We start from the raw sequence: 19,784 nt of genomic DNA, 5'->3' as shown, positions 1-19,784 counted from the left end.
CTAAAGCTCGACGGCCTCGGCAAGGGCGTTGCTGCTGCGCCGTTCCGCCTGCAGTTGCAGCTCATCCTTGTCGGCTTCCGCCAAGGGCAGGTCAAACCAGAAGGTGGTGCCGACTTCGGGCTCACTCACCATCTGCACCTGAGTCCCGTGTTTCTCGAGGATGCCCCGCACGATAGAGAGGCCCAAGCCGGTCCCCACCTCCGTGTGCACCGCATTTTCGACCCGGAAGAAGCGATCGAAGATGCGTTCCTGATCGGAGCTGCTGATCCCGCAGCCCGTGTCGGCGATCTCCACCCTCAGCTTGGGCAGTGGTGAGGTGAGGGCGCAGGTGGGTCCGTCACTTCCGGTGATTGCTGTCCCCTCCACCGAACAGGTGTCGGGCCAGGGATAGGCCCGCAGCGCCAGGGGGCCACCGGGGCGGCTGAACTTGAGGGCATTGCCCACAAGGTTGTCGAGCACCTGAAGCAGCAGGTCCCAGTTGCCCAGCACTTCGGGCAGTTCTTCGGGAACATCCAGCACCAGTTCCACCTGGCGATCCTCGGCATTCAGCCGGTAGGTGCGCAGGGTCTGCTCCATGGCCGGGCGCATGCTGATCGGTTCGAACTGCAGCGTCCGGCCCGACTCCAGCCGGGAGAGGTCCAGCACATCGTTCACCAGCCGGGTGAGTCGATCGGTTTCGTCGTTGGCGACCCCGAGAAACTCCTTCTGTTCATCGGGGCTGAGCTGATCGCCGAGGTCGTGCAGGGTTTCGACGTAGCTCTTGATGTTGAACAGCGGCGTGCGCAGTTCATGGGAGACGTTGCTGATGAAGCGGCTCTGGGCTGCATTCAGTTCCACCTCGCGGGTGAGGTCTTGGATGGTGACGGCGATGCCCTTGAGGGTTTCACCGCTGGCATCACGCACCGCTTGCAGAACGATGCGCAGGGTGCGGGCCGGTTCCCCCACGCTGCAGCGCAGGTCTTCACTGTCTGCCGCGCCACCGAGCAGGGAATCGAGGGGACTGTGCAGTTCGATGGCCAGCAGTTCCGGCAGTTCCCCCACCAGCTCCTGGCCTTCCAGGCTGCGCCCTTCCCAGCGGAACAGACGCCGCGCTGTGGGATTGGCCAGCACGATGCGGCCGTCGGCATCCAGCAGCATGGCGCCGTCGGCCATGGTGGCGATCAACGACTGCTGCTTCACCTGGGCGGCGGTGAGCTCCTCGATGTTGGCCTCGTCATAGGCCTCGAGCTGGGAGGCCATGGCGTTGAAGCCGGTGAGCAGTTCCCCCAGTTCCCCACCAACTGGCAGGTCAACCCGCGCACCGAAGTTGCCGGAGGCGACGGAGCGGACCCCGCGTAGCAGCTCCTTCACCGGGCGGGTGATGGTGAGGGCGTTGAACACCGCGCCCAGGATCACCAGCACCCAGATCGAGATGAACACGGCCACGGTCACCTCCCGGGTGAGGGCTGCGCTGGCAAGGGCGGTCTCATTCGGGTTCACCCCAAGGCCGAGAACGCCGTAGTACTGACCCCCGCGGATCAGGGGGACGAACACATCGGTGACGGCACCCTGGGGCGTGAGGTGTTGCCGCACCAGGGGGTTCTGGGGGCGTCGACGCAGCTCCTCGGGCAGCTCCAGTCGTCGGTTGAGACGAAGCTCTCCATCGCCACTGCTGGGGGTTCCGCTGATCGGGATTCCCAGGTAGACGACGCCTTCGGGGTCGGCGAAGAAGATGTAGCGGACGCTGCGGCTGGAACGCCAGAACTTTTCGGCCACGTTGGCCAGCTCACGGTCCTGGCCCTGCGCCACCAGCTCAGTGACATTGCCGGCCAGCAGCAGGCCCAGATCCCGGGCGTAGCGCGTGTCGTTCATCACGGCATCGCGCTGAATTCCGTTCAGCGCGAAGAAGGTGATGCCCGTCATCATCAGGCTCACCACCAGGGTGGCAATCGCCAGCAGCTTGGTCTGGAGGGTGAATTCCGCCCACCAGGCGGTGATGCGGTCCAAGAGGTTCTGGTCGTCCCCCGGCGGCTTGCCATTGGGGGGAAGCGCCCAATCAGCGATTGCTGCTCCGCTGCCGCTGCTCATCCGCCCGAGCGCACCTGATGGCCGATGTCTCGACGGTAGGTGATTCCGGCGTAATCCAGCTGATTGAGGCCGTTGTAGGCCCCGGCAAAGGCGGCATCGAAGTCATCGCCCTGGGCGACGACGGCCAGCACCCGGCCCCCTGCGGTGAGCAGTTCGCCTGAGCTGTCGCGGCGGGTGCCGGCATGGAACAGCTGATGGTTGGGGCTGGGGGCGAGGTCGATGCGAATCGCATCGCCTTTGCGGGGAGCCTCCGGGTAGCCCTCGGCGGCCGCCACAACGCAGGCACTGCAGCGTTCGGCGATGCTCAGCTGCGGGGCCAGATCGAGGCGTCCCAGGGCACAGGCCTGCAGCACGGCGCCGAGCTCAGGGCCGAGCAGGGGCATCAAGGTCTGGCATTCGGGATCGCCGAAGCGACAGTTGAACTCAATCACCTGGGGGCCATCGGCCGTGATCATCAGGCCGGCGTAGATCACACCGCGGTAATCGATGCCCCGTTGGCGCAGGGCCTTCAAGGTGGGCTCGAGCACGATGCGGCGCACCTCCTCGAGGCCCTCGGCATTTAGAAGCGGGGCGGGGGCATAGGCGCCCATGCCGCCGGTGTTGGGTCCGCGATCACCGTCCTTGAGCCGTTTGTGGTCCTGCGCCGGGGGCAACAGCACCATCCGCTCCCCATCGCAGAGGGCGAACACCGACACTTCAGGGCCCTCCATCCGCTCCTCCAGCACCAGCTGGGAGCCGGCGGCACCGAAACGCCCTTCAAAGGCTTCGCGGATGGCGGTTTCCGATTCCTCCACGCTGTCCGCCACCGTGACGCCCTTGCCGGCGGCCAAGCCATCGGCTTTGACCACCAGAGGCCGTTGCACCTCCTGCAACACCGCCAGGGCCTCGGCTTCACTGGTCACCGCCCAGTGGCCAGCGGTGGGGACCCCCGCCTCCTGCATCAGCTGCTTGGCCCAGGCTTTGCTCGCCTCCAGTTGGGCCCCCTCCGCTCCCGGGCCGAACACGGCAAAGCCCGCATCGCGCAGGGCATCGGCAACACCAGCGGCCAGCGGCGCTTCCGGACCCACCACCACCAGGTCGACGCCGTTCTGCTGGCACAGCGCGATCAACCCAGCGCTGTCGGTTTCGCCCACCGCCATGGCGCTGCCTTCCGTGCCGCCGTTGCCAGGGGTGATCCAGACCGTGTCCAGGCCCGGACAACGGCCCAGGGCCCAGGCCAGGGCCTGTTCCCTGCCGCCGCCACCGACGACGAGGGTTCGTTGGAGGGCGGGCAGCGTGGTGGGACGGGTGGACGACATGGCCATGGTTGCGGGAGGAACGGTTTGGGCCTCGTAGGTTTTCCTTTGTAGACCGCAGCCCGCCATGGGGACTCCCCTTTTCCCCTTCACCCTCACCCTTCTGGCTGCTGTCACGGCAGCCCCGGATCCGCAGGTGATGCGCGAGGAACGCTTTCAGAGCGTTCTCGCTGAGATGGATCTGGCCGCGGCGGAGCAGGCTTGTCTCAACCCCCGCATCGCCAACTCCGACGGCCGTCGCCAGGCCTTGCGTGATCGGCTGCTTGAGCTGCATCCGGTGATCGATTCGTTGGAGCTGGTGCTGGCGAACGCCGAAGCCCTGATGAGCTGCGGTGCCCCCGAAGCTGCAGCCGTGGTGCTCAACCGCTACACCCCCCGCGTTGGCGATGAACGGCGTCAGTGGTTGTTGTTGCGCTGGCGTGCTGCTGCAGCGGCCCTGGATCACCGCCAGGCGGCTTTGGCGCTGCGCCGTTTGGTGGATGGCAATCTGAAGGCCCTGGATGCGCCTCTGTTCCCTGGAAAGCCGTTGTCGGATCAGGGCAATGGGCTCGATCAGTTGGCTTTGCATGAAGCGGCTCTGGGCCACAACGCTGTGGCTGTAGAGCTGCAGCTGTTGGGCGATCTGACGGGCGTTCAGGGGGCGAAACGACTGGCGCGGGCGGCGCAATGGTTCGATGCCGATCAGTTCGAGCAGGCCGATCAGCTGCTGGAAACCGCCTTGGACCAAGCCGCGGCAGCGGAGGCCTGGGGACTGGCCATGGACCTGCTGCACCAACAGCTGCACCTGCAGTTGGCGGCTGGGGGCGATGGCGCGCGGCCGCGGCAGCGGATCCAACGGTTGGCCACTGTTCTTGATGACCGTTATGCGCTCCAGCAACTGCAGCCGGAGGCCGAACCCGATCCCCTGCTGCGTTCACCGCGGGATCCCGGAGGCCATGCTGATGTAAGACCATCAGCCGTTGCACCGTCGCCATGACGCCCGATCACGGAGAGCTGCTTTACGAAGGCAAGGCCAAACGGGTGTTCGCCAGCACGGATCTCGACCGGGTGCTGGTGGAGTTCAAGAACGACGCCACCGCCTTCAATGCCCAGAAGAAAGCCCAGTTGGACGACAAAGGTCGGCTGAACTGCCAGATCTCAGCACGCCTGTTCGAGCTGCTCGAGCGTGAGGGGGTGCCGACCCATTACTGCGGTCTGGCCGGGGAGACCTGGATGCTGGTGCGTCGGGTGGAGATCATTCCCCTTGAGGTGGTGCTGCGCAACATCGCCACCGGGTCGCTGTGCCGTCAGACGCCGATCGCGGAGGGCACAGCCATCGAACCCGCCCTGCTGGATCTCTATTACAAGGACGATTCCCTGGGCGATCCGCTGCTCACTGAGGCGCGCGTGCAGCTGCTTGGTGTGGCAGACCCAGCACGACTGTCAGCGATTGAACAATTGGCCCGCCGGGTGAATGCCGTGCTCCTGCCGTTCTTTGAGGGGCTTGATCTGCAACTGGTGGATTTCAAGCTGGAGTTGGGGCTGGCTGCGGACGGAACACTCCTGCTCGCCGATGAGATCAGCCCTGACACCTGCAGGCTCTGGGATCGCCGCAGCAGCAATGCCGAGGACCGGATTTTGGACAAGGACCGTTTCCGCAAGGATCTCGGTGGGGTGATGGAGGCCTACGGGGAGGTCCTTAAACGGGTCCAAGGCAGCTGCACCAACCCCCGCAACTGCCTGTAGGGTCGGCGCACCTATTTGTGGCTTCGGCCCAGCCTGCGTCTCGATGACCCGCCGTTCGTCCCGCCGCTCCTCGGTTGCTGTTCGTGGCACGGTTCTGGGTCTGATGCTGGGGATCCCCCTGGTGGCTCCACCGGTGATGGCTCAGGAGGCCATGCCAGCGAATCCAGCTGCTGAGGCTGAAGAGGTTGTTGGTGGAAACACCGCTATCGAAAACACCCTGGTGGAACGGCCCCGGGTGCTGATCTCCGAGGTGCTGATTGAGGGCATCGAGGGCCACCCGGAAGAGGAACGTCTTCAGATCTCCATCTACGACGCCATGCAGGTGCGTCCGGGGATGCGTGTGACCCGCGAGGAGCTGCAGAACGATCTGAATGGCATTCAGGCCACAGGTTGGTTCTCGGATGTGCGGATCGTTCCTCAGAACGGACCGCTGGGCGTTCAGGTGGTTGTTCAGGTGCAGCCCTTCCCTCCGCTGAGTTCCGTGGAGATCAACGGTGATGAGGAGAATCTCCTCTCGGATGAGCTGATTGAGGAGACGTTTGCCTCCGATTACGGCCGCACGCTGAACCTCAACGATCTGCAGCAGCGGATGAAGGCCCTGCAGACCTCCGTGGCCGGTCAGGGCTATTCCCTGGCGCGGGTGTCCGGTCCGGAACGGGTCAGCCCTGAGGGTGTGGTCACGCTGAAACTGCTTCAGGGCAGTGTGTCTGGCGTTGAAGTCAAATTCCTCACCAAAGAGGGGGATGACACCGATGAGAACGGCAATCCCATCCGCGGCAAGACCAAGGAATGGGTGATCACCCGGGAGGTCTCGATTCAGCCCGGCGATCCGTTCAACCGCAACCAGCTCGAGCGGGACATCAAACGGCTCTACGCCACCCAGCTGTTCAGTGATGTCAAGGTGACCCTGCGGCCTGTGCCCCAGGAGCCTGGCGATGTTGTCATCGTGCTTGGCATCGTCGAGCAGTCCACCGGCCAGCTCTCCGGTGGTCTCGGCTACAGCCAGAGCCAGGGTGTTTTCGGTCAGGTTCAGCTGCAGGAAAGCAATCTTTTCGGCCGAGCCTGGAATCTGGGCACCAACATCACCTACGGCCAATACGGCGGTCTGGCCAACCTCAACTTCACGGATCCCTGGATCTACGGCGACAAGCACCGCACCAGCTTCCGCACCTCTGTGTTCTTGAGCCAGCAGGTGCCCCAGGTCTTCCAAAGCGAAGACAACGGCAACATCCGCACGGCGAAGGACTACGCCGACAACGGCTCCAACAAGGCCTATGAGACAGGTCGTAAATACGGGTTCACCGATGGAGACAAGGCTCCAGGAGAGGTCAACAAGGCCGACAGTGAGTACCCCAACCGCAGCTGGTTCGACTACGAGGGCGACACCGTGGTGCTGCGCAAGGTTGGCGGCAACTTCTCCTTCTCCCGCCCCCTGAACGGTGGTGATCCGTACAAGGACAGCAAGTGGAATGTTCTGGCTGGGATGTCCTTCGCGGAAGTGCGGCCGATCAACTTTGCTGGTGATACGAGGCCCTATGGCATCTCCAATAAAAACTTGCGCAAGGGCAAGGTCAACAACGACGACGTCATCTGTGTGTCGTACAACTGCGCCGACACCAACAGCTTGATGGGGGTTCGTTTCGCCACCACCTACAACAATTTCAACAACCCACGCAATCCCACCAGCGGCAACTTCTTCACCGCTGGCACCGAGCAGTTCATCGGCGTCAACAACGACTCCCCCACCTTCAACCGGCTGAGGGCGAGTTACACCCAGTTCTTCCCCGTGGACTGGCTGAAGATCCACAAGGGTTGCCGTCCTAAAGCCGGTGAGCAGGCTGATTGCCCCCAGGCCATCGGTGTGCAGATCAAAGGTGGCGCGATCATGGGCGAAGCGCCTCCCTACGAAGCGTTCTGCATGGGTGGATCCAACTCGATTCGCGGCTGGTACGACTGCGATATGGCGGTGTCCAAGGCCTTCAGCGAACTCACAATCGAGTACCGCTTCCCGTTGATCAGCATCTTCTCCGGCGAGGTGTTCATGGATGCCGGCACCGATTTCGGCACCCAAAAGGATGTGCCCGGCAAGCCAGGTTTGCTGCTGGGTAAGGACGGTTCCGGTGTCTCCCTGGGAACCGGTGTGATCGTGACCACGCCGGTCGGCCCGATCCGCGTTGAGGTGGCCACCAAAGACTTCACCTCCGATTACCGCTTCAACCTGGGCGTGGGCTGGAAGTTCTAGTGACCAGCTGGCCTCAGGACTACTCCGCTGCCTGGACACTGGCGGCGGAGACATCACGATCTGGCGTTGGCCTCCACAGTGGAGCTGAAGCCACGGTGGAGCTTCGGCCGACGGATCAGCCGGGGTTCCACATGCGTTTGCCGGGGATGGAGCAGCCGATCCAGCTGCGGCCGGATCAGGTGCGCGACAGCCAGCTATGCACCACCTTGGATCTGGGTTCCAGCAAGGTGGCCACCGTCGAACATCTTCTGGCAGCCCTGGCCGGTTGCGGTCTCAGCCATGTGGAGATCGTGCTCGATGGCCACGAAGTCCCTCTGCTGGATGGCTCGGCCCTGGGCTGGGTGGAAGCGATCGCTGCGGCTGGTTTGGTCCCGGCGGCTACCCCGCGGCCGGCTGCACCGCGGCTGGAGCAACCGCTGCTGCGCACCCGCGGCAACAGTGTGATCACCGCCACTCCGTCCGATCGTTTTGGCGTTGTGGGGATCATCGATTTCCCGCAGGCGGCCATCGGGCGACAGCAATTTGCCCTGAAGCTCACCCCCCAACGCTTTGTTGATGAGATTGCTCCGGCACGCACCTTCGGTTTCCGGGAGCAGGTGGAGCAGCTGCGCGCTGCAGGATTGATCCAGGGCGGAGCCCTGGACAATGCCCTGGTCTGTGACGGTGATCAGTGGATGAATCCACCGCTGCGGTTCGAGGATGAACCAGTGCGCCATAAGCTCTTGGACCTAATCGGCGACCTGGCCCTCGTCGGTTTTCCCCAGGCACAGGTTCTTGTGTACAAGGGGTCCCATGGTCTACACACCGATCTCGCAGCCGCTTTGTGACTGAATCCACCACACCAGATGTCGTGCTGACCAGCGAGCAGATCGCCGGTCTGCTTCCGCACCGTTACCCCTTCGCGCTGGTGGATCGGGTCATCGCCCATGAGCCCGGGGTTTCGGCCACGGCGATCAAGAACGTGACCATGAACGAGCCCCAGTTCCAGGGGCATTTCCCCGAGCGTCCGCTGATGCCGGGGGTGCTGATTGTCGAGGCGATGGCGCAGGTGGGTGGTCTGATCGTCACCCAGATGCCCGATCTGCCCAAGGGTCTGTTCGTTTTCGCCGGGATTGACGGGGTACGCTTCCGGCGCCCTGTGGTTCCCGGAGATCAGCTGGTGATCCGTTGTGAACTGCTCAGCCTCAAGCGCAAACGCTTCGGCAAGGTCAAGGCTGAGGCCACGGTGGATGGCGATCTGGCCTGCTCCGGCGAATTGATGTTCTCCCTGGTGGACTGAGCGGGATGTCGCAGCAATCGACGTCACAGCAGATCCACCCCACGGCGGTGGTGGACCCGAAGGCCGAGCTGGCCGCCGGCGTGGTGATCGGCCCCGGTGCGGTGGTCGGCCCCGAGGTGGTGATCGGGGAGAACACCTGGATCGGTCCCCATGCCGTCCTGGACGGTCGGCTGACCCTGGGCCGTGACAACAAGGTGTACCCCGGCGCCTGCCTTGGTCTTCCGCCACAGGATCTCAAGTACCGCGGTGCCAACACCGAGGTGTTGATCGGTGATGGAAACACGCTGCGGGAATGCGTGACGATCAATCGCGCCACCGAAGAAGGCGAGGTGACCCGCATCGGCAATGGCAACCTGCTGATGGCCTACTGCCATCTGGGCCACAACTGCCATCTGGGCAACAACATCGTGATGTCCAACGCCATTCAGGTGGCGGGTCACGTGGTGATCGAAGACCGTGCGGTGGTGGGTGGCTGTCTGGGCATTCACCAGTTCGTTCACATCGGCGGGATGGCGATGGTGGGCGGCATGACCCGTGTCGACCGGGATGTGCCCCCCTATTGCTTGGTGGAAGGGCATCCGGGCCGGGTGCGGGGGTTGAACCGCGTCGGCCTGCGGCGCAGTGGCCTGGCTGCCAATCATGACGGCGCTGAACTCAAGCAGCTGCAGGACATCTGGACCCTGATGTATCGCTCTGACCTTGTGATTGCTGACGCGCTTCAGCAGGCCCGCAGCCAGCCCTTGCTGCCGGCGGCTGAGCACTTCTGCCGGTTCCTGGAAGCCTCCACCGGCCAGGGCCGACGGGGGCCGATGCCGGTGCAGGGCCGCTGATGGTTCGGCTGCTGATCAGCACCGGGGAGGTTTCCGGTGATCTGCAGGGCAGCCTGTTGATTCGCGCCTTGCGGTTGGAGGCGGAACGACGGGGGCTTGAGCTGGAGCTGCTGGCCCTGGGTGGCCCGCGTATGGAAGCGGCGGGTGCGGTGTTGATCGCCGACACCGCGCCGATGGGAGCCATCGGCCTGTGGGAGGCCGTTCCGTTGATTCTTCCCACGCTGCGGCTGCAGGCCCGGGTGGATGCGCTTTTGGAGGAACAGCCCCTTGATGGGGTGGTGCTGATCGACTACGTCGGGGCCAATGTGCGCTTGGGCACACGCCTGCGGCGCCAGCAGCCTGAGCTGCCGATCACGTATTACATCGCCCCCCAGGAGTGGGCCTGGCGCTTTGGCGATGGCAGCACCACCCGTCTGCTGGACTTCACCGACAGGATCCTGGCGATTTTCCCGGCGGAGGCCGAGTTTTATGCCTCCCGCGGTGCGGATGTGAGCTGGGTGGGTCATCCGTTGCTGGACAGCTTCCAGAACCTGCCCGATCGCGCCAGCTCCCGTCGCCAACTGGGTCTGGATCCTGAGGCCCCGGTGCTGTTGCTGCTGCCGGCCTCGCGGCCCCAGGAGCTGCGCTATCTGATGCCACCTTTGGCCCAGGCGGCTGCTCTTTTGCAGCAACGCCACCCCGATCTTCAGGTGCTTCTGCCCGCTGGGCTTGCGGCGTTCGAAGCGCCCCTGGCTGCGGCGCTGCAGGAGGCCGGGGTCCGTAACGGACGGGTGATTCCCGCCGCTGAAGCGGATGGGCTGAAGACCACCTTCTGTGCGGCGGCGGATCTTGCCTTGGGCAAATCCGGCACGGTGAATCTGGAACTGGCCCTGCAAGGGGTTCCCCAGGTGGTGGGTTACCGCGTCAGCCGACTCACGGCCTGGGTTGCCCGGCATGTGCTGCGGTTCCAAGTAGACCACATTTCGCCGGTGAATCTGTTGCTCAAGCAGCGCTTGGTGCCGGAACTGCTGCAGGACGAACTCACGGCTGAAGCCCTGGTGGAGAGGTCGCTCCCCCTGCTGACGGCGACACCGGAGCGGCAGGCCATGCTGGATGGCTACGAGCAACTGCGGGCCACCCTGGGAGCTCCTGGTGTGACCGAGCGGGCGGCCAAGGCCATCTTTGATCAGGTGATCGGATGAAACGAACGCTGCTGCTGCTGGTCACCTGCTTGATGCTGCTCAGCTGGCCCCAGCGCGCCATGGCAGAGCTGCAGACGGCCGTCTTTGCCGGTGGCTGTTTCTGGTGCCTGGAGCACGACCTGGAACATCTGCCGGGGGTGCGTGATGCCGTGAGCGGTTACAGCGGCGGGCAGCTGGAGCGCCCCACCTACCGGCAGGTGAGCAGTGAGACCACTGGGCATCAGGAAGCTGTGCAGGTGCGTTTTGATCCGGATCAGATCAGTTATGCGGAGCTGCTGCGCAGCTACTGGCGCAATGTGGATCCCCTCGATGGCGGCGGACAGTTCTGCGACCGCGGTGATTCCTACCGGCCAGTGATCTTCACGGCTGATGACGCCCAGGCTCAGGCGGCTGAGGCCAGTGCGGCGGCGGCGGCCCGTGAGCTTGGACAACCCCGGTCTGCCTTGAAGGTGGAGCTCCGGCAGGCGGCTCGTTTCTGGCCGGCCGAGGGATACCACCAGAACTACGCGGAGAACAACGCCGTCAAATACAACTTCTATCGGTTCAGCTGCGGTCGTGACCGCAGGCTCGACAGCGTCTGGGGCGACAACGCTCGCTCCGGTAACGCCTGGGGGAAGTGAAGCTGCCGCAGCTTCATTCCTCTGCTGAGCGCCCCCGGATGCGCGCACGGTCGCTAAGCCAGATGATCACCCGCGTGATCGCCCACGCGAGTGCGACGCCCAACAGGATCGAGAGCAGCGACTCCACAGCACAGCACTTGAGGACACCGGCAGTTGCCGGATGCTCTTCAATATGCCGATCTGATCAAGGAATGCGTGGGGACTGTTGCGATCAGTCGCTTGCTTTGGCGTCCTTGTCCTTCTCTTTTGCTGGCTGTGTTGTGGCCTGAGGCTTGGATGCTGCCTTGCAGGCCAAGGAGGCTTCCAGGCGCTGCAGCTGCGCTTCGCGCAGGGCATCGGAAATGCTGAGAGTGCGGTCAGTCATCGATTGGCGTTCTCGACGGCGGCAGGCTCAGGGCCTTGTGCGATCGAAAGGGGGCCTACGGGTCTGAAAACTGCCGAAACCTAGACGCCCACGGGTCAACGTCCAGGGAGCAAAAGTGCTTACGTCAGTGTCTGGCAACACGTCTGCGCTTCAACGCCAGCGCGATTGATGGCTTGCCAAACCCGCATCGCCATGGCTATGAGTACAGGTGTACTGATTTGCGGGTGGCTCATGTCGGTTGATCACGGTGATCTCGCGGTGAAGGCGGAGGCTCCCTTTCTCCACGTCCGCCCAGGGCACTTTGTGATCGTTGCTGGAGACCAGCTCGATCAAGGGGATTGGTGGATGGGGCAGGTGATCTTCTGTGAGGGAAGCGCTCGTCATCCCAGGCTTCCGTCTTTGTTCCAGGTGGCTGATGTGGATACGGGCGTCATCAAATGGATCAATGCCGACGCGGTTTCGGATGTGATCTGGTCGATGGATGGGTGGCCCGCCAGTGCGCCTGCTTCTTCGGGGTGTTGATCGAGCAGGGTTATTGATCGAGTAGGGGTCTTGATCAAGGGGCGGCGTGTGTTCGCGCGAACGGCGCCGGCTTGACGGCTGTCCTATAAGTAGTTTGTAGCAATCGCTACAAAACGTTCACCCCCTCTTGAGGGGGCGCAGATGCTCCAAGCCATGGAACGGGGACTTGGATTTCTTCGAGGAACATCCAATGACTGCACTTCTCTATCGAGGCCACACCTACGCAGCAGCTCCAGCCACTCCCAAGGCCTGCGTTGAACTGACCTACCGCCGCGAGCACTACAACACCTGCCGCCAGGAACTTATTGGCGAGAGCCGCCGCACCCTCACCTACCGGGGCGTCACTTACACCAAGTAGTCCGAAGCACCCGTTCCCTGCCCTTGGAAGGGGGCAGGGGTTTTTTGTTGGGCAGCCGGATGGGGGCAAGCCACGGTCCACGGGAGATCCCGGCATCCTGTGGGCGAGCCAGTCAGCATTCGCCGATGGGATCGGATCTCACCGCCATCGTGATCTCCTCGGTGTTTCTTGGGGTGGGTTTTGTGATTGCCAAGTTCTTCCCCGAAGCCGCGTTGCTGGCGGCGGTGTTCCTGGTTGGGTTGGCGATTCTCAACGTCGCCCTTGTTCTTGTGGCCTGATGCCCAAAAAAAGAGGGGGTGTTCCCTAAGTACCCCGCTCGACGCATTGCCCCTTCACCGAAAGAAGCCCTTGCTGCGATGACAGGGGCCGCACCATGAACATGTTCACTATGAACTTTTTTCATGGCAAACGTTCGCGAGATGGTCAACACCCATCTGCCCGTCGCGCTCAAGCTGATCAACAGCGCCGCCCTGATTGCGATCGCGCTTTCAACCCTTTGCGCTGCTGGCTCTCTGCGTGAGATGTCTGGCAGGTCTGCTGCTCCAGCGGCTGTCACTGAAGCCAACTGAGCCCAATGAAATGGAGCGATACGGGGTATCGCTCCAGGGGATTTGCCGCCCGTTACTTGATCAAATCTGGTCGAATTCCTTAAGAAACCAGCATCCAACCTGTTGAAAAGATTAAGCGCGGCAACCTGATTGATTCAGCAAGTTCTCAGTGAACAGACGGGTTTCCGGCCATCGACGATGCTTCACCCCATGTTTACGATCAGGCGGTGAGAGGAGGTTTGTATGTATCTGCTGACCATTAAGGATGGTCTTGGCACCCGTCATATCGGTCCCTACGCGTCGCCGAAGCACGCATCGGATGACCTCGATCGGGTGTTGGAAACCTGCTCCGAGCGAGCACGGTGGCAGATTCATGCACTTGAAACCCCAGACCGCTCACTCGAATTACAGGCGGTGGCCTCCTGAAGGGCTGTTTCGTACTGATTGGCTGTTTTGATCTGACCCCGCGCCCTGATCAGCTCTGACGTCGCCCCGGAAAGCCTCGGGTCAGTCCGCTGTCGATCATCAGGCCAATGCCGGCATTGATGCAGATCAGGCTGAGGGTTCCGTACCAGAACCAGGGGCCTGCGTCCTTGCCCAGCATCTGAACCACCTTGCGGCTCACCGCCTCGCCGAACAGGCAGAGGCCCACCGGGAGCAGCAGCACCCCCAGCTGGGCCTTGATGTACCAGCGCACCGGGGAGCGGCTCATGACTGGGCCAGCACCCAGTTCACCAGGGTGCGCACGCCGTAGCCGGTGGCACCAGCGGGATTGACCCCTTTGCCCTTGTCACTCCAGACCGGCCCCGCGATGTCGATGTGGGCCCAGGCGGTGTCTTTGGACACGAATTCCTTGAGGAACAGGGCCGCTGTGATCGAACCACCGGGCCGCGGGCCGGTGTTCTTCATGTCGGCCAGCAACGACTTCAATCCATCCCTGTAGGACTGCCGCAGTGGCATGCGCCAGAGCCCTTCACCGCCCGTCTGAGCAGCGGCGTCGAGGGCCTCCGCCAGCTCGTCATTGTTGGACCATAGCCCGGCCATCTCATCCCCCAGAGCAATCACGCACGCTCCGGTGAGGGTGGCCAGATCCACTACGGCATCGGGCTTCTGCTCACAGGCATAGAGCAAGGCATCGGCCAGGGTGAGCCGGCCTTCGGCGTCGGTGTTGTTGATCTCAATCGTCATGCCGTTGGCGGCGGTGACGATGTCACCGGGGTGGACGGCGGAGCCGTTCACCATGTTTTCGCAGGAGGCCACCACCATGTGCACCTCAACGCCGGCCGGCTTGAGTTCGGCGATGCTGCGCATGGCACCGATCACAGCGGCACTACCGCCCATGTCGAACTTCATCATGTCGATCTGGGCGGCCCCCACCTTGAGGTTGTATCCGCCGGAATCGAAGGTGAGGCCTTTGCCCACCAGGGCAACGCGGCGTTTCACCTCGCCCTCGGGGCGATAGATCAGGTGGATGAACTTGGGGGGTAGATCGGAGCCCTGGCTCACCGCCAGGAAGGCCCCCATGCCCTTGGCTTCGCAGTCGCTGCGCTCGAGCACCTTGAGTTCAAGGCCATGGTCCTTGGCGATGCCAGCGGCCGTGTCGGCGAGGGCCGCCGGGGTGACCACGTTCGGAGGGGCCGCCACCAGCTCCCGGGCCAGTTCCACACCGGCGCAGGTGGCATTCACTGCCGCAAAGCCGCTTTCGGCGGTGGGGCTGAGGTCAATCAGCTCCAGCGTCTCGGGGATCCGGCGCGGGTCTGGCTCCTTGCGGAAGCGTTGGTCTTTGTAGAGGCAGAGCCGCACCGCTTCTGCACAGATGCGGGCGGCTTCTGTGGCCTCGGTTCCCGCCCAGGGCAGTTGCAGGCCGAGGCTGCCCTCACAGCCGATGGCGGCCTTGGCGGCCCGGGCGGCGGCGCCGCGCAGGCGCTCGGCATCGATTCCATCTCTCTCGCCCAGGCCCAGCACCACCAGGCGCTGCGGGCCCCCGCCCAGGGGCGTGATCACCAGTTGATCCCCGGGCTTGCCTTTGAACTCCTGCTGCTTGAGGGCCTCGGTGATGCCGGCAAAGCGTTGTTCCAGGGCCGTTGCCGTGGCATCGACATCGCCCTGGGGCAGCCCCACCGCCAGCACATCGCCGTTCCACTCCTGCAAACCGGCGGAGGACAGGGAGAAGCGCATGGGTGGACGCGTCAACAAAGGATGAGCGTAGCGATCCTGTGCGACGCCCTCGGCCCTCAGAGCTCTGCGGTGAAGGGGGTGGCCCAGCGCTGGCGGGTTTCCTTGTTGAACGGCGGCCACCAGCGTTGGATCAGCTGTTGTTCCAGGGCCCGCCTGGCGCGGGTGGCCCGGGGCACATCGCAGCTGAAGCGGATGCTCAGCTGCGCGCTCAGCTCACAGCGCTGCAGGGCTTCGCCGTAGGCGGCGAGGTAGGCCTTGCAGTCGTGATCACCTTTCCAGCGGCGCTCGGCGGCCAGGGTTTCGCCCACATACAGCAGAAGCGGCTGCTCCAGCTGGGCTGGCCTGTCCATCACAAGATAAATCGCTGCTCCGCGGTGGGACGGTTCCGGCCAGCGCCAGAAACTCATCGCTAGGGGGGTCAGGGCCAGTGGATCAATGGCCGCAGCAGCGTCGTCGGGGCTGGCACCGAACAGATCCCCCTGGGCCGTGCTGGCGCTTTCGCCGCGGAACAGTGGCGCTTGATGGGCATGCAGCCGCGCTTGCCAGGCGAGCAGCTGCTCCCGTTGCAGGGGCAGGTCGGGCCCGTTGTTGAAGGCCAGTGCACCGGTGGAGAACAGATCCCCCTGCATCAGGGCAGCGGCAGGCTCGGCCCGGCGCGGCGGCGGCCGAAACTCACCCGGCCGATCAGGGCTTCCACGCTGCTGGCCGGCAGGCAGAGCCGCTCCTGCAGATCGGCCAGATCCTTGAAACCGGTGCGGTGGCGTTCGCGCATCAGGTTGGCCAGCCGTTGTTCCGGCCAGCCCAGCAGCGCCAGCTGATCGGCACTGGCGTTGTTGAGGTCGAGGGGAGCGGCCTGCGGCTGCGGTGGGGCATCGCCGTGCCACTGGAAGAGGAGGTGGGGGGTCCAGAGCCTGGCCAGATCATTCGGCAGCTCCAGCAGCCGGAACAGATCATCGGCACTGGCGAATTGCACCCCACCCCGCTGCAGCCGCACCAGCAGATCGGCTGTGTCCTGGCTGCAGCCGGGCAGTTGCAGCCACTGATCGCGGCTGGCCCGGTTCACATCCATCACCCAAGCCGGCGGCTCGGGCACGGTTGGTAAAGGTTGCGCTGGAGCCTGCCGGGGTGATGCTGGCAGCTGTCCGGTGGCCTGCAGCACCCGCCTGGCCAGGGGATCCAACCAGTGGCTGCGGGGCATGCTGCTCAGCAGAGATGGGCTGACCTTAACGAGGGTGCAGGGGCTTCGTCAGCGCAACTGGCGCATCTGGTTGTTCTGGCACCGAGCGGGTTCTTTCAGGTCGAGGGGGTCCAGCGGGGAATCGGCAGCGGTGGATCCACCAGGTTGCGCTGAAAGGCGATCAGCACCGCCTGGGTGCGGCTTTTGGCATCGAGTTTGCGCAGCAGTCCGGTGACGCAGTGCTTGGTGGTTTCAATCGAGAGGTGCAGCTGATCGGCAATCTCCTGATTGCTGAGGCCCTTGCAGAGGCCGCGCAGCACGTCCTCTTCCCGCAGGCTCAGCACGTCGCTGAGGGGATGGGCGGCGCCTTTGGGGCCACGGTCGTGGTTGGCCACGCCGGCAATCACCGGATCCATGTGGCTGCCATCGCTTTCCATGGCGCGCAGCACGCTGAGCAGGCCGCCGTTGCCGATGCGCTCATGGCTGCAGAGCCCTTCGCATTGCGCCTTGGCCGCGGCGTGAATCGTGCTGAGCAACGGGCGCTGAATCAACATCAGGCAGCGCAGGGAGGGCTGCTGGGCCTTGGCGGCTGCCACCAGGGAGGGGCCGGTGCCGCGCTCGAGCTGGTCGCTGCAGATCAGCAGATCAGCGGCTGTGTTGCGAAGGCAGGCGAGGGCTTCTGTTTCGGTGCTGGCGGCCCCCACCAGGGAGCCGATGCCGTTGAGGCTGTGCACCAGACCACTGATCAAGATGCGATCGGCGGAGGCCACCACGATGCGGCGCCCCTCCAACAGGGGCCGATGGCGCTGGGGAAGCTCACGCATCGCGCCGAGCTGAGCGGTGAAGTCCACATCCTGGAGGCGGCCCGAAACTCACCATGAATTCGGATGCCAGCGGAGAGTGGTGCGGGTCAGCAAGACCGTACAAAACCTTTGCGTGAACGGCCATCAAAGGTGCGGCGATCACCCCCGTTGTCCCTGGCGAATCCTTGGCAGACTTTGCCGAAGCAGTGCGCAACGCCGACGATGGCCTTCTTCGATTCCGACATCGTTCAGGACGAAGCCAAGCGCCTGTTCAGCGATTACCAGCAGCTGATGCAGCTGGGCAGTGAGTACGGCAAGTTCGACCGCGAGGGCAAGAAGAAATTCATCGAGACGATGGAGGAGCTGATGGACCGCTACCGGGTGTTCATGAAGCGCTTTGAACTCTCCGAGGATTTCCAGGCCAAGCTCACGGTGGAGCAGCTGCGCACCCAGCTCAGCCAGTTCGGCATCACCCCCGAGCAGATGTTCGAGCAGATGAACTCCACCCTTGAGCGGATGAAGGCCCAGATCGAGCAGCCGCCCACTAGCTGAAACAGCCCCAGCTGAGCCAAGACTCGTACGATCGCCAGCGCTCGCTCGTTGCGCCTCCCCCATGCCGGACTCCATCCCGTCGTTGCCGGATTGGCTGTCGCGGGGCATGGCCGACCTGTTCCCGGCCGGGGATCCCAGTGATGCGGATCAGGCCCTGGCGGCCCGGTTGGCCCAGGCCGAAAAAGAAGGCCGGCCGCTGCGGGTGAAGCTGGGCATCGATCCCACGGGCAGCAACATCCATCTGGGCCACAGCATCCTGTTCCGCAAGTTGCGGGCCTTCCAGGACGCCGGCCACACGGCGGTGCTGATCATCGGCGATTTCACGGCGCGGATCGGCGACCCCACTGGCAAGAGCGCCACGCGGGTGCAGCTCACCAAGGAGCAGGTGGCCGCCAATGCCTCCACTTATCTGCGCCAGTTGGGGCAAGACCAGCCCAAGGAAACGGCGCTGCTGGATTTCGAAACCCCCGGCCGCCTGGAGGTGCGATACAACTCCGAGTGGCTGGAGGGCATGGACCTGCCGGCGGTGATCGGTCTGCTGGGCACCGGCACCGTGGGCCAGATGTTGGCTAAAGACGACTTCTCCAAGCGCTACGGCAGCGGCACCCCGATCGCCCTGCATGAATTCCTCTACCCGTTGCTGCAGGGCTACGACTCGGTGGCGGTGAATGCGGATGTGGAGCTGGGCGGCACCGATCAGAAGTTCAACGTGGCCATGGGCCGCGACCTGCAGCGCCACTTCAATAAGGGCACCCAGTTCGGCCTGCTGCTGCCGATCCTGGTGGGTCTGGATGGGGTGCAGAAGATGAGCAAAAGCCTCGGCAACGTGGTGGGGCTGGAGGAGGATCCCCTGTCGATGTACTCCAAGCTGGAGAAGGTCGGCGATGCGGCGATCGACGACTACGTCACCTTGCTGACCGAACTGGATCTGGCCTCGTTGCCGGAGAACCCACGCGAGAAGCAGAAGGCGATGGCTCTGGCGGTGACCGCCAGTCGCCACGGCATCGAAGCAGCCCAGAAGGCCCAGAGCGATGCCGCCACGCTGGTGGGGGGCAGCGGTGATGCCGGGGCCGATGTGCCCGAGGCGTCACTGGCGGAGGTGAACTTCCCCGCCAAGGCCTTTTATCTGTTCAGTGCCGTGGGGATCTGCGCCAGCAGCAGCGAGGCCCGCCGTCAGATCAAGGGCGGTGCGGCGCGCCTGGAAGGCGAGAAGATCACCGACCCCAACCAGGAGTTCGCCTCAGCGGCGGAGCTGGAGGGAAAGGTGCTGCAATTGGGCAAGAAGACCTTCCGTCGTTTGGTGGGCTGATGACCTTGCATCCCGCTGACCCCGCCGATCGGATCATCGTGGCCCTCGATGGCATGGCGCCCGAACAGGCGCTGCGCTTTGCCGCCCAGGTGGAGGGGCTGCGCTGGGTGAAGGTGGGTCTGGAGCTGTTTGTGCAGGCCGGCCCGGAGGTGGTGGCTCAGCTGCGTGAACAGGGGTTGCGGGTGTTTCTCGATCTTAAATTTCACGACATCCCGGCCACGATGGCGGGTGCTTGCCGGCGGGCAGCAGCGCTGGGGGCCGAACTGATCACGGTGCATGCCTGCGCTGGCAGCGAAGCACTCAAGGCAGCTCAGGCCGCGGCAGTGGAAGGGGCCCAAGGGGTTGGCCAACCCGCACCAACGTTGTTGGCGGTGACGGTGCTCACCAGTTGGGAGGAGCAGCGATTGCAACGGGAACTCGCCATTGCCCAGGGCATTGCCGAACGGGTGCCGGCGTTGGCGCAGCTATCGGCGACTTCCGGCATCGGAGGTTGCGTCTGCTCACCCCTGGAGGCCGCGGCATTGCGGGCGCAGCACCCCGAACCGTTTGCCTTGGTCACCCCAGGCATTCGCCCCAAAGGGGCAGCGGTAGGTGATCAGGCCCGGGTGATGGGGCCGGCTGAGGCGATTGCCGCCGGTGCCAGCCAGCTGGTGATCGGCCGGCCGATCACTAAGGCTGACGATCCCAGTGCGGCATTTGCAGCCTGCTGCGCAGAGCTCATCGGCTGATCGCTG

At 64.1% G+C, this 19,784-nt stretch carries 24 protein-coding genes; 16 read left to right on the top strand and 8 right to left on the bottom strand.

Features of this window, described 5'->3' with window-relative positions; genetic code table 11:
* Window positions 1-2,067, bottom strand: coding sequence for an ATP-binding protein (locus SynA1544_RS11635; protein ID WP_186513817.1), 2,067 nt, complete (start codon window positions 2,065-2,067; stop codon window positions 1-3).
* Window positions 2,064-3,371: a phosphoribosylamine--glycine ligase gene (purD, locus tag SynA1544_RS11630; protein WP_186513815.1), complete on the bottom strand. Its 1,308-nt coding sequence runs from the start codon at window positions 3,369-3,371 to the stop codon at window positions 2,064-2,066. The genes SynA1544_RS11635 and purD overlap by 4 nt, the downstream gene beginning before the upstream one ends.
* A 58-nt stretch (window positions 3,372-3,429) precedes the next feature.
* On the opposite strand from purD, the gene SynA1544_RS11625 reads away from it, so the two are divergent.
* Genes SynA1544_RS11625 through msrA form a run of 8 tightly spaced genes read left to right on the top strand, consistent with a single transcriptional unit; the run spans window position 3,430 to window position 11,239 of the window.
* Window positions 3,430-4,338, top strand: a complete 909-nt coding sequence (locus SynA1544_RS11625; protein WP_186513813.1) for a hypothetical protein — start codon at window positions 3,430-3,432, stop codon at window positions 4,336-4,338.
* On the top strand, window positions 4,335-5,087 hold the full coding sequence (gene purC, locus SynA1544_RS11620) for a phosphoribosylaminoimidazolesuccinocarboxamide synthase (RefSeq protein ID WP_186513811.1): 753 nt from the start codon (window positions 4,335-4,337) through the stop codon (window positions 5,085-5,087). The genes SynA1544_RS11625 and purC overlap by 4 nt, the downstream gene beginning before the upstream one ends.
* 43 nt (window positions 5,088-5,130) lie before the next feature.
* Window positions 5,131-7,329 (top strand): BamA/TamA family outer membrane protein, encoded by a 2,199-nt coding sequence (locus SynA1544_RS11615; protein ID WP_186513809.1) that lies wholly within the window; start codon window positions 5,131-5,133, stop codon window positions 7,327-7,329.
* On the top strand, window positions 7,329-8,156 hold the full coding sequence (gene lpxC, locus SynA1544_RS11610; protein ID WP_186513806.1) for a UDP-3-O-acyl-N-acetylglucosamine deacetylase: 828 nt from the start codon (window positions 7,329-7,331) through the stop codon (window positions 8,154-8,156). The genes SynA1544_RS11615 and lpxC overlap by 1 nt, the downstream gene beginning before the upstream one ends.
* Window positions 8,153-8,608, top strand: a complete 456-nt coding sequence (gene fabZ, locus SynA1544_RS11605; protein ID WP_186513804.1) for a 3-hydroxyacyl-ACP dehydratase FabZ — start codon at window positions 8,153-8,155, stop codon at window positions 8,606-8,608. Before lpxC ends, fabZ begins: the two co-directional genes overlap by 4 nt.
* Before the next feature lie 5 nt (window positions 8,609-8,613).
* Window positions 8,614-9,438: an acyl-ACP--UDP-N-acetylglucosamine O-acyltransferase gene (lpxA, locus tag SynA1544_RS11600; RefSeq protein ID WP_186513796.1), complete on the top strand. Its 825-nt coding sequence runs from the start codon at window positions 8,614-8,616 to the stop codon at window positions 9,436-9,438.
* Window positions 9,438-10,619: a lipid-A-disaccharide synthase gene (gene lpxB / locus SynA1544_RS11595; protein ID WP_186513794.1), complete on the top strand. Its 1,182-nt coding sequence runs from the start codon at window positions 9,438-9,440 to the stop codon at window positions 10,617-10,619. Before lpxA ends, lpxB begins: the two co-directional genes overlap by 1 nt.
* Window positions 10,616-11,239 carry a peptide-methionine (S)-S-oxide reductase MsrA gene (gene msrA / locus SynA1544_RS11590; RefSeq protein WP_186513792.1) on the top strand — a complete coding sequence of 208 codons (624 nt, stop codon included), beginning with the start codon at window positions 10,616-10,618 and terminating at the stop codon, window positions 11,237-11,239. The genes lpxB and msrA overlap by 4 nt, the downstream gene beginning before the upstream one ends.
* A gap of 211 nt (window positions 11,240-11,450) precedes the next feature.
* On the opposite strand, the gene SynA1544_RS11585 is transcribed toward msrA, so the two are convergent.
* Window positions 11,451-11,603, bottom strand: a complete 153-nt coding sequence (locus SynA1544_RS11585) for a hypothetical protein (protein ID WP_170950491.1) — start codon at window positions 11,601-11,603, stop codon at window positions 11,451-11,453.
* Between the two features lie 231 nt (window positions 11,604-11,834).
* Here SynA1544_RS11585 and SynA1544_RS11580 point away from each other — a divergent pair, with 231 nt between their 5' ends.
* From SynA1544_RS11580 to SynA1544_RS11560, 5 genes are all read left to right on the top strand, one after another.
* Entirely contained in the window at window positions 11,835-12,125 is a 291-nt protein-coding gene (locus SynA1544_RS11580; protein WP_186513790.1) for a DUF3104 domain-containing protein, read from the top strand.
* Window positions 12,126-12,315: 190 nt separating this feature from the next.
* Window positions 12,316-12,483: a DUF4278 domain-containing protein gene (locus SynA1544_RS11575; RefSeq protein ID WP_244272886.1), complete on the top strand. Its 168-nt coding sequence runs from the start codon at window positions 12,316-12,318 to the stop codon at window positions 12,481-12,483.
* A 125-nt stretch (window positions 12,484-12,608) separates the two neighbouring features.
* Entirely contained in the window at window positions 12,609-12,761 is a 153-nt protein-coding gene (locus SynA1544_RS11570) for a hypothetical protein (RefSeq protein ID WP_170950490.1), read from the top strand.
* A 123-nt stretch (window positions 12,762-12,884) separates the two neighbouring features.
* Window positions 12,885-13,052, top strand: a complete 168-nt coding sequence (locus tag SynA1544_RS11565) for a hypothetical protein (protein WP_186513789.1) — start codon at window positions 12,885-12,887, stop codon at window positions 13,050-13,052.
* A 222-nt stretch (window positions 13,053-13,274) separates the two neighbouring features.
* On the top strand, window positions 13,275-13,457 hold the full coding sequence (locus tag SynA1544_RS11560; protein ID WP_115010059.1) for a hypothetical protein: 183 nt from the start codon (window positions 13,275-13,277) through the stop codon (window positions 13,455-13,457).
* A 49-nt stretch (window positions 13,458-13,506) separates the two neighbouring features.
* Here the strand turns inward: SynA1544_RS11560 and SynA1544_RS11555 are convergent, their stop codons facing one another.
* From SynA1544_RS11555 to SynA1544_RS11535, 5 genes are all read right to left on the bottom strand, one after another.
* Window positions 13,507-13,743 carry a hypothetical protein gene (locus SynA1544_RS11555; protein WP_011365057.1) on the bottom strand — a complete coding sequence of 79 codons (237 nt, stop codon included), beginning with the start codon at window positions 13,741-13,743 and terminating at the stop codon, window positions 13,507-13,509.
* Window positions 13,740-15,209 carry a leucyl aminopeptidase gene (locus SynA1544_RS11550; RefSeq protein ID WP_186513788.1) on the bottom strand — a complete coding sequence of 490 codons (1,470 nt, stop codon included), beginning with the start codon at window positions 15,207-15,209 and terminating at the stop codon, window positions 13,740-13,742. Before SynA1544_RS11550 ends, SynA1544_RS11555 begins: the two co-directional genes overlap by 4 nt.
* Window positions 15,210-15,265: 56 nt before the next feature.
* A complete protein-coding gene (locus SynA1544_RS11545; protein WP_186513787.1) occupies window positions 15,266-15,838 on the bottom strand; it encodes a GIY-YIG nuclease family protein in 573 nt (190 codons plus the stop codon).
* On the bottom strand, window positions 15,838-16,407 hold the full coding sequence (locus SynA1544_RS11540; RefSeq protein ID WP_186513786.1) for a hypothetical protein: 570 nt from the start codon (window positions 16,405-16,407) through the stop codon (window positions 15,838-15,840). Before SynA1544_RS11540 ends, SynA1544_RS11545 begins: the two co-directional genes overlap by 1 nt.
* A 95-nt stretch (window positions 16,408-16,502) precedes the next feature.
* On the bottom strand, window positions 16,503-17,210 hold the full coding sequence (locus SynA1544_RS11535; protein ID WP_186515568.1) for a response regulator transcription factor: 708 nt from the start codon (window positions 17,208-17,210) through the stop codon (window positions 16,503-16,505).
* A 201-nt stretch (window positions 17,211-17,411) separates the two neighbouring features.
* Here SynA1544_RS11535 and SynA1544_RS11530 point away from each other — a divergent pair, with 201 nt between their 5' ends.
* The 3 genes from SynA1544_RS11530 to pyrF all read left to right on the top strand — a co-directional run bounded on the left by SynA1544_RS11530 (window position 17,412) and on the right by pyrF (window position 19,778).
* Complete coding sequence (locus tag SynA1544_RS11530) at window positions 17,412-17,741, top strand: DUF1825 family protein (protein WP_186513785.1); 330 nt, start codon at window positions 17,412-17,414, stop codon at window positions 17,739-17,741.
* Window positions 17,742-17,802: 61 nt separating this feature from the next.
* On the top strand, window positions 17,803-19,050 hold the full coding sequence (tyrS, locus tag SynA1544_RS11525) for a tyrosine--tRNA ligase (RefSeq protein ID WP_186513784.1): 1,248 nt from the start codon (window positions 17,803-17,805) through the stop codon (window positions 19,048-19,050).
* Window positions 19,050-19,778 (top strand): orotidine-5'-phosphate decarboxylase, encoded by a 729-nt coding sequence (gene pyrF, locus SynA1544_RS11520; RefSeq protein ID WP_186513783.1) that lies wholly within the window; start codon window positions 19,050-19,052, stop codon window positions 19,776-19,778. Before tyrS ends, pyrF begins: the two co-directional genes overlap by 1 nt.
* The last annotated feature ends 6 nt before the right edge of the window (window positions 19,779-19,784 follow it).

Origin of the sequence: Synechococcus sp. A15-44 (assembly GCF_014280115.1) — a bacterium.
Classification (GTDB): domain Bacteria; phylum Cyanobacteriota; class Cyanobacteriia; order PCC-6307; family Cyanobiaceae; genus Parasynechococcus.
This window is presented reverse-complemented; position numbering and strand designations above follow the sequence as displayed.

Bases quoted from the DNA above. Each gene is read 5' to 3' on its own strand.
- msrA (WP_186513792.1), top strand. From the start codon at position 10,616: ATGAAACGAACGCTGCTGCTGCTGGTCACCTGCTTGATGCTGCTCAGC.
- SynA1544_RS11555 (WP_011365057.1), bottom strand. From the start codon at position 13,743: ATGAGCCGCTCCCCGGTGCGCTGGTACATCAAGGCCCAGCTGGGGGTG.
- lpxA (WP_186513796.1), top strand. From the start codon at position 8,614: ATGTCGCAGCAATCGACGTCACAGCAGATCCACCCCACGGCGGTGGTG.
- SynA1544_RS11550 (WP_186513788.1), bottom strand. From the start codon at position 15,209: ATGCGCTTCTCCCTGTCCTCCGCCGGTTTGCAGGAGTGGAACGGCGAT.
- SynA1544_RS11575 (WP_244272886.1), top strand. From the start codon at position 12,316: ATGACTGCACTTCTCTATCGAGGCCACACCTACGCAGCAGCTCCAGCC.
- SynA1544_RS11565 (WP_186513789.1), top strand. From the start codon at position 12,885: ATGGCAAACGTTCGCGAGATGGTCAACACCCATCTGCCCGTCGCGCTC.
- lpxB (WP_186513794.1), top strand. From the start codon at position 9,438: ATGGTTCGGCTGCTGATCAGCACCGGGGAGGTTTCCGGTGATCTGCAG.
- SynA1544_RS11615 (WP_186513809.1), top strand. From the start codon at position 5,131: ATGACCCGCCGTTCGTCCCGCCGCTCCTCGGTTGCTGTTCGTGGCACG.
- SynA1544_RS11530 (WP_186513785.1), top strand. From the start codon at position 17,412: ATGGCCTTCTTCGATTCCGACATCGTTCAGGACGAAGCCAAGCGCCTG.
- tyrS (WP_186513784.1), top strand. From the start codon at position 17,803: ATGCCGGACTCCATCCCGTCGTTGCCGGATTGGCTGTCGCGGGGCATG.
- pyrF (WP_186513783.1), top strand. From the start codon at position 19,050: ATGACCTTGCATCCCGCTGACCCCGCCGATCGGATCATCGTGGCCCTC.
- SynA1544_RS11580 (WP_186513790.1), top strand. From the start codon at position 11,835: ATGTCGGTTGATCACGGTGATCTCGCGGTGAAGGCGGAGGCTCCCTTT.
- SynA1544_RS11545 (WP_186513787.1), bottom strand. From the start codon at position 15,838: ATGCAGGGGGATCTGTTCTCCACCGGTGCACTGGCCTTCAACAACGGG.
- SynA1544_RS11540 (WP_186513786.1), bottom strand. From the start codon at position 16,407: ATGCCCCGCAGCCACTGGTTGGATCCCCTGGCCAGGCGGGTGCTGCAG.
- purD (WP_186513815.1), bottom strand. From the start codon at position 3,371: ATGGCCATGTCGTCCACCCGTCCCACCACGCTGCCCGCCCTCCAACGA.
- SynA1544_RS11535 (WP_186515568.1), bottom strand. From the start codon at position 17,210: ATGCGTGAGCTTCCCCAGCGCCATCGGCCCCTGTTGGAGGGGCGCCGC.
- SynA1544_RS11560 (WP_115010059.1), top strand. From the start codon at position 13,275: ATGTATCTGCTGACCATTAAGGATGGTCTTGGCACCCGTCATATCGGT.
- SynA1544_RS11570 (WP_170950490.1), top strand. From the start codon at position 12,609: ATGGGATCGGATCTCACCGCCATCGTGATCTCCTCGGTGTTTCTTGGG.
- SynA1544_RS11585 (WP_170950491.1), bottom strand. From the start codon at position 11,603: ATGACTGACCGCACTCTCAGCATTTCCGATGCCCTGCGCGAAGCGCAG.
- SynA1544_RS11625 (WP_186513813.1), top strand. From the start codon at position 3,430: ATGGGGACTCCCCTTTTCCCCTTCACCCTCACCCTTCTGGCTGCTGTC.
- purC (WP_186513811.1), top strand. From the start codon at position 4,335: ATGACGCCCGATCACGGAGAGCTGCTTTACGAAGGCAAGGCCAAACGG.
- SynA1544_RS11635 (WP_186513817.1), bottom strand. From the start codon at position 2,067: ATGAGCAGCGGCAGCGGAGCAGCAATCGCTGATTGGGCGCTTCCCCCC.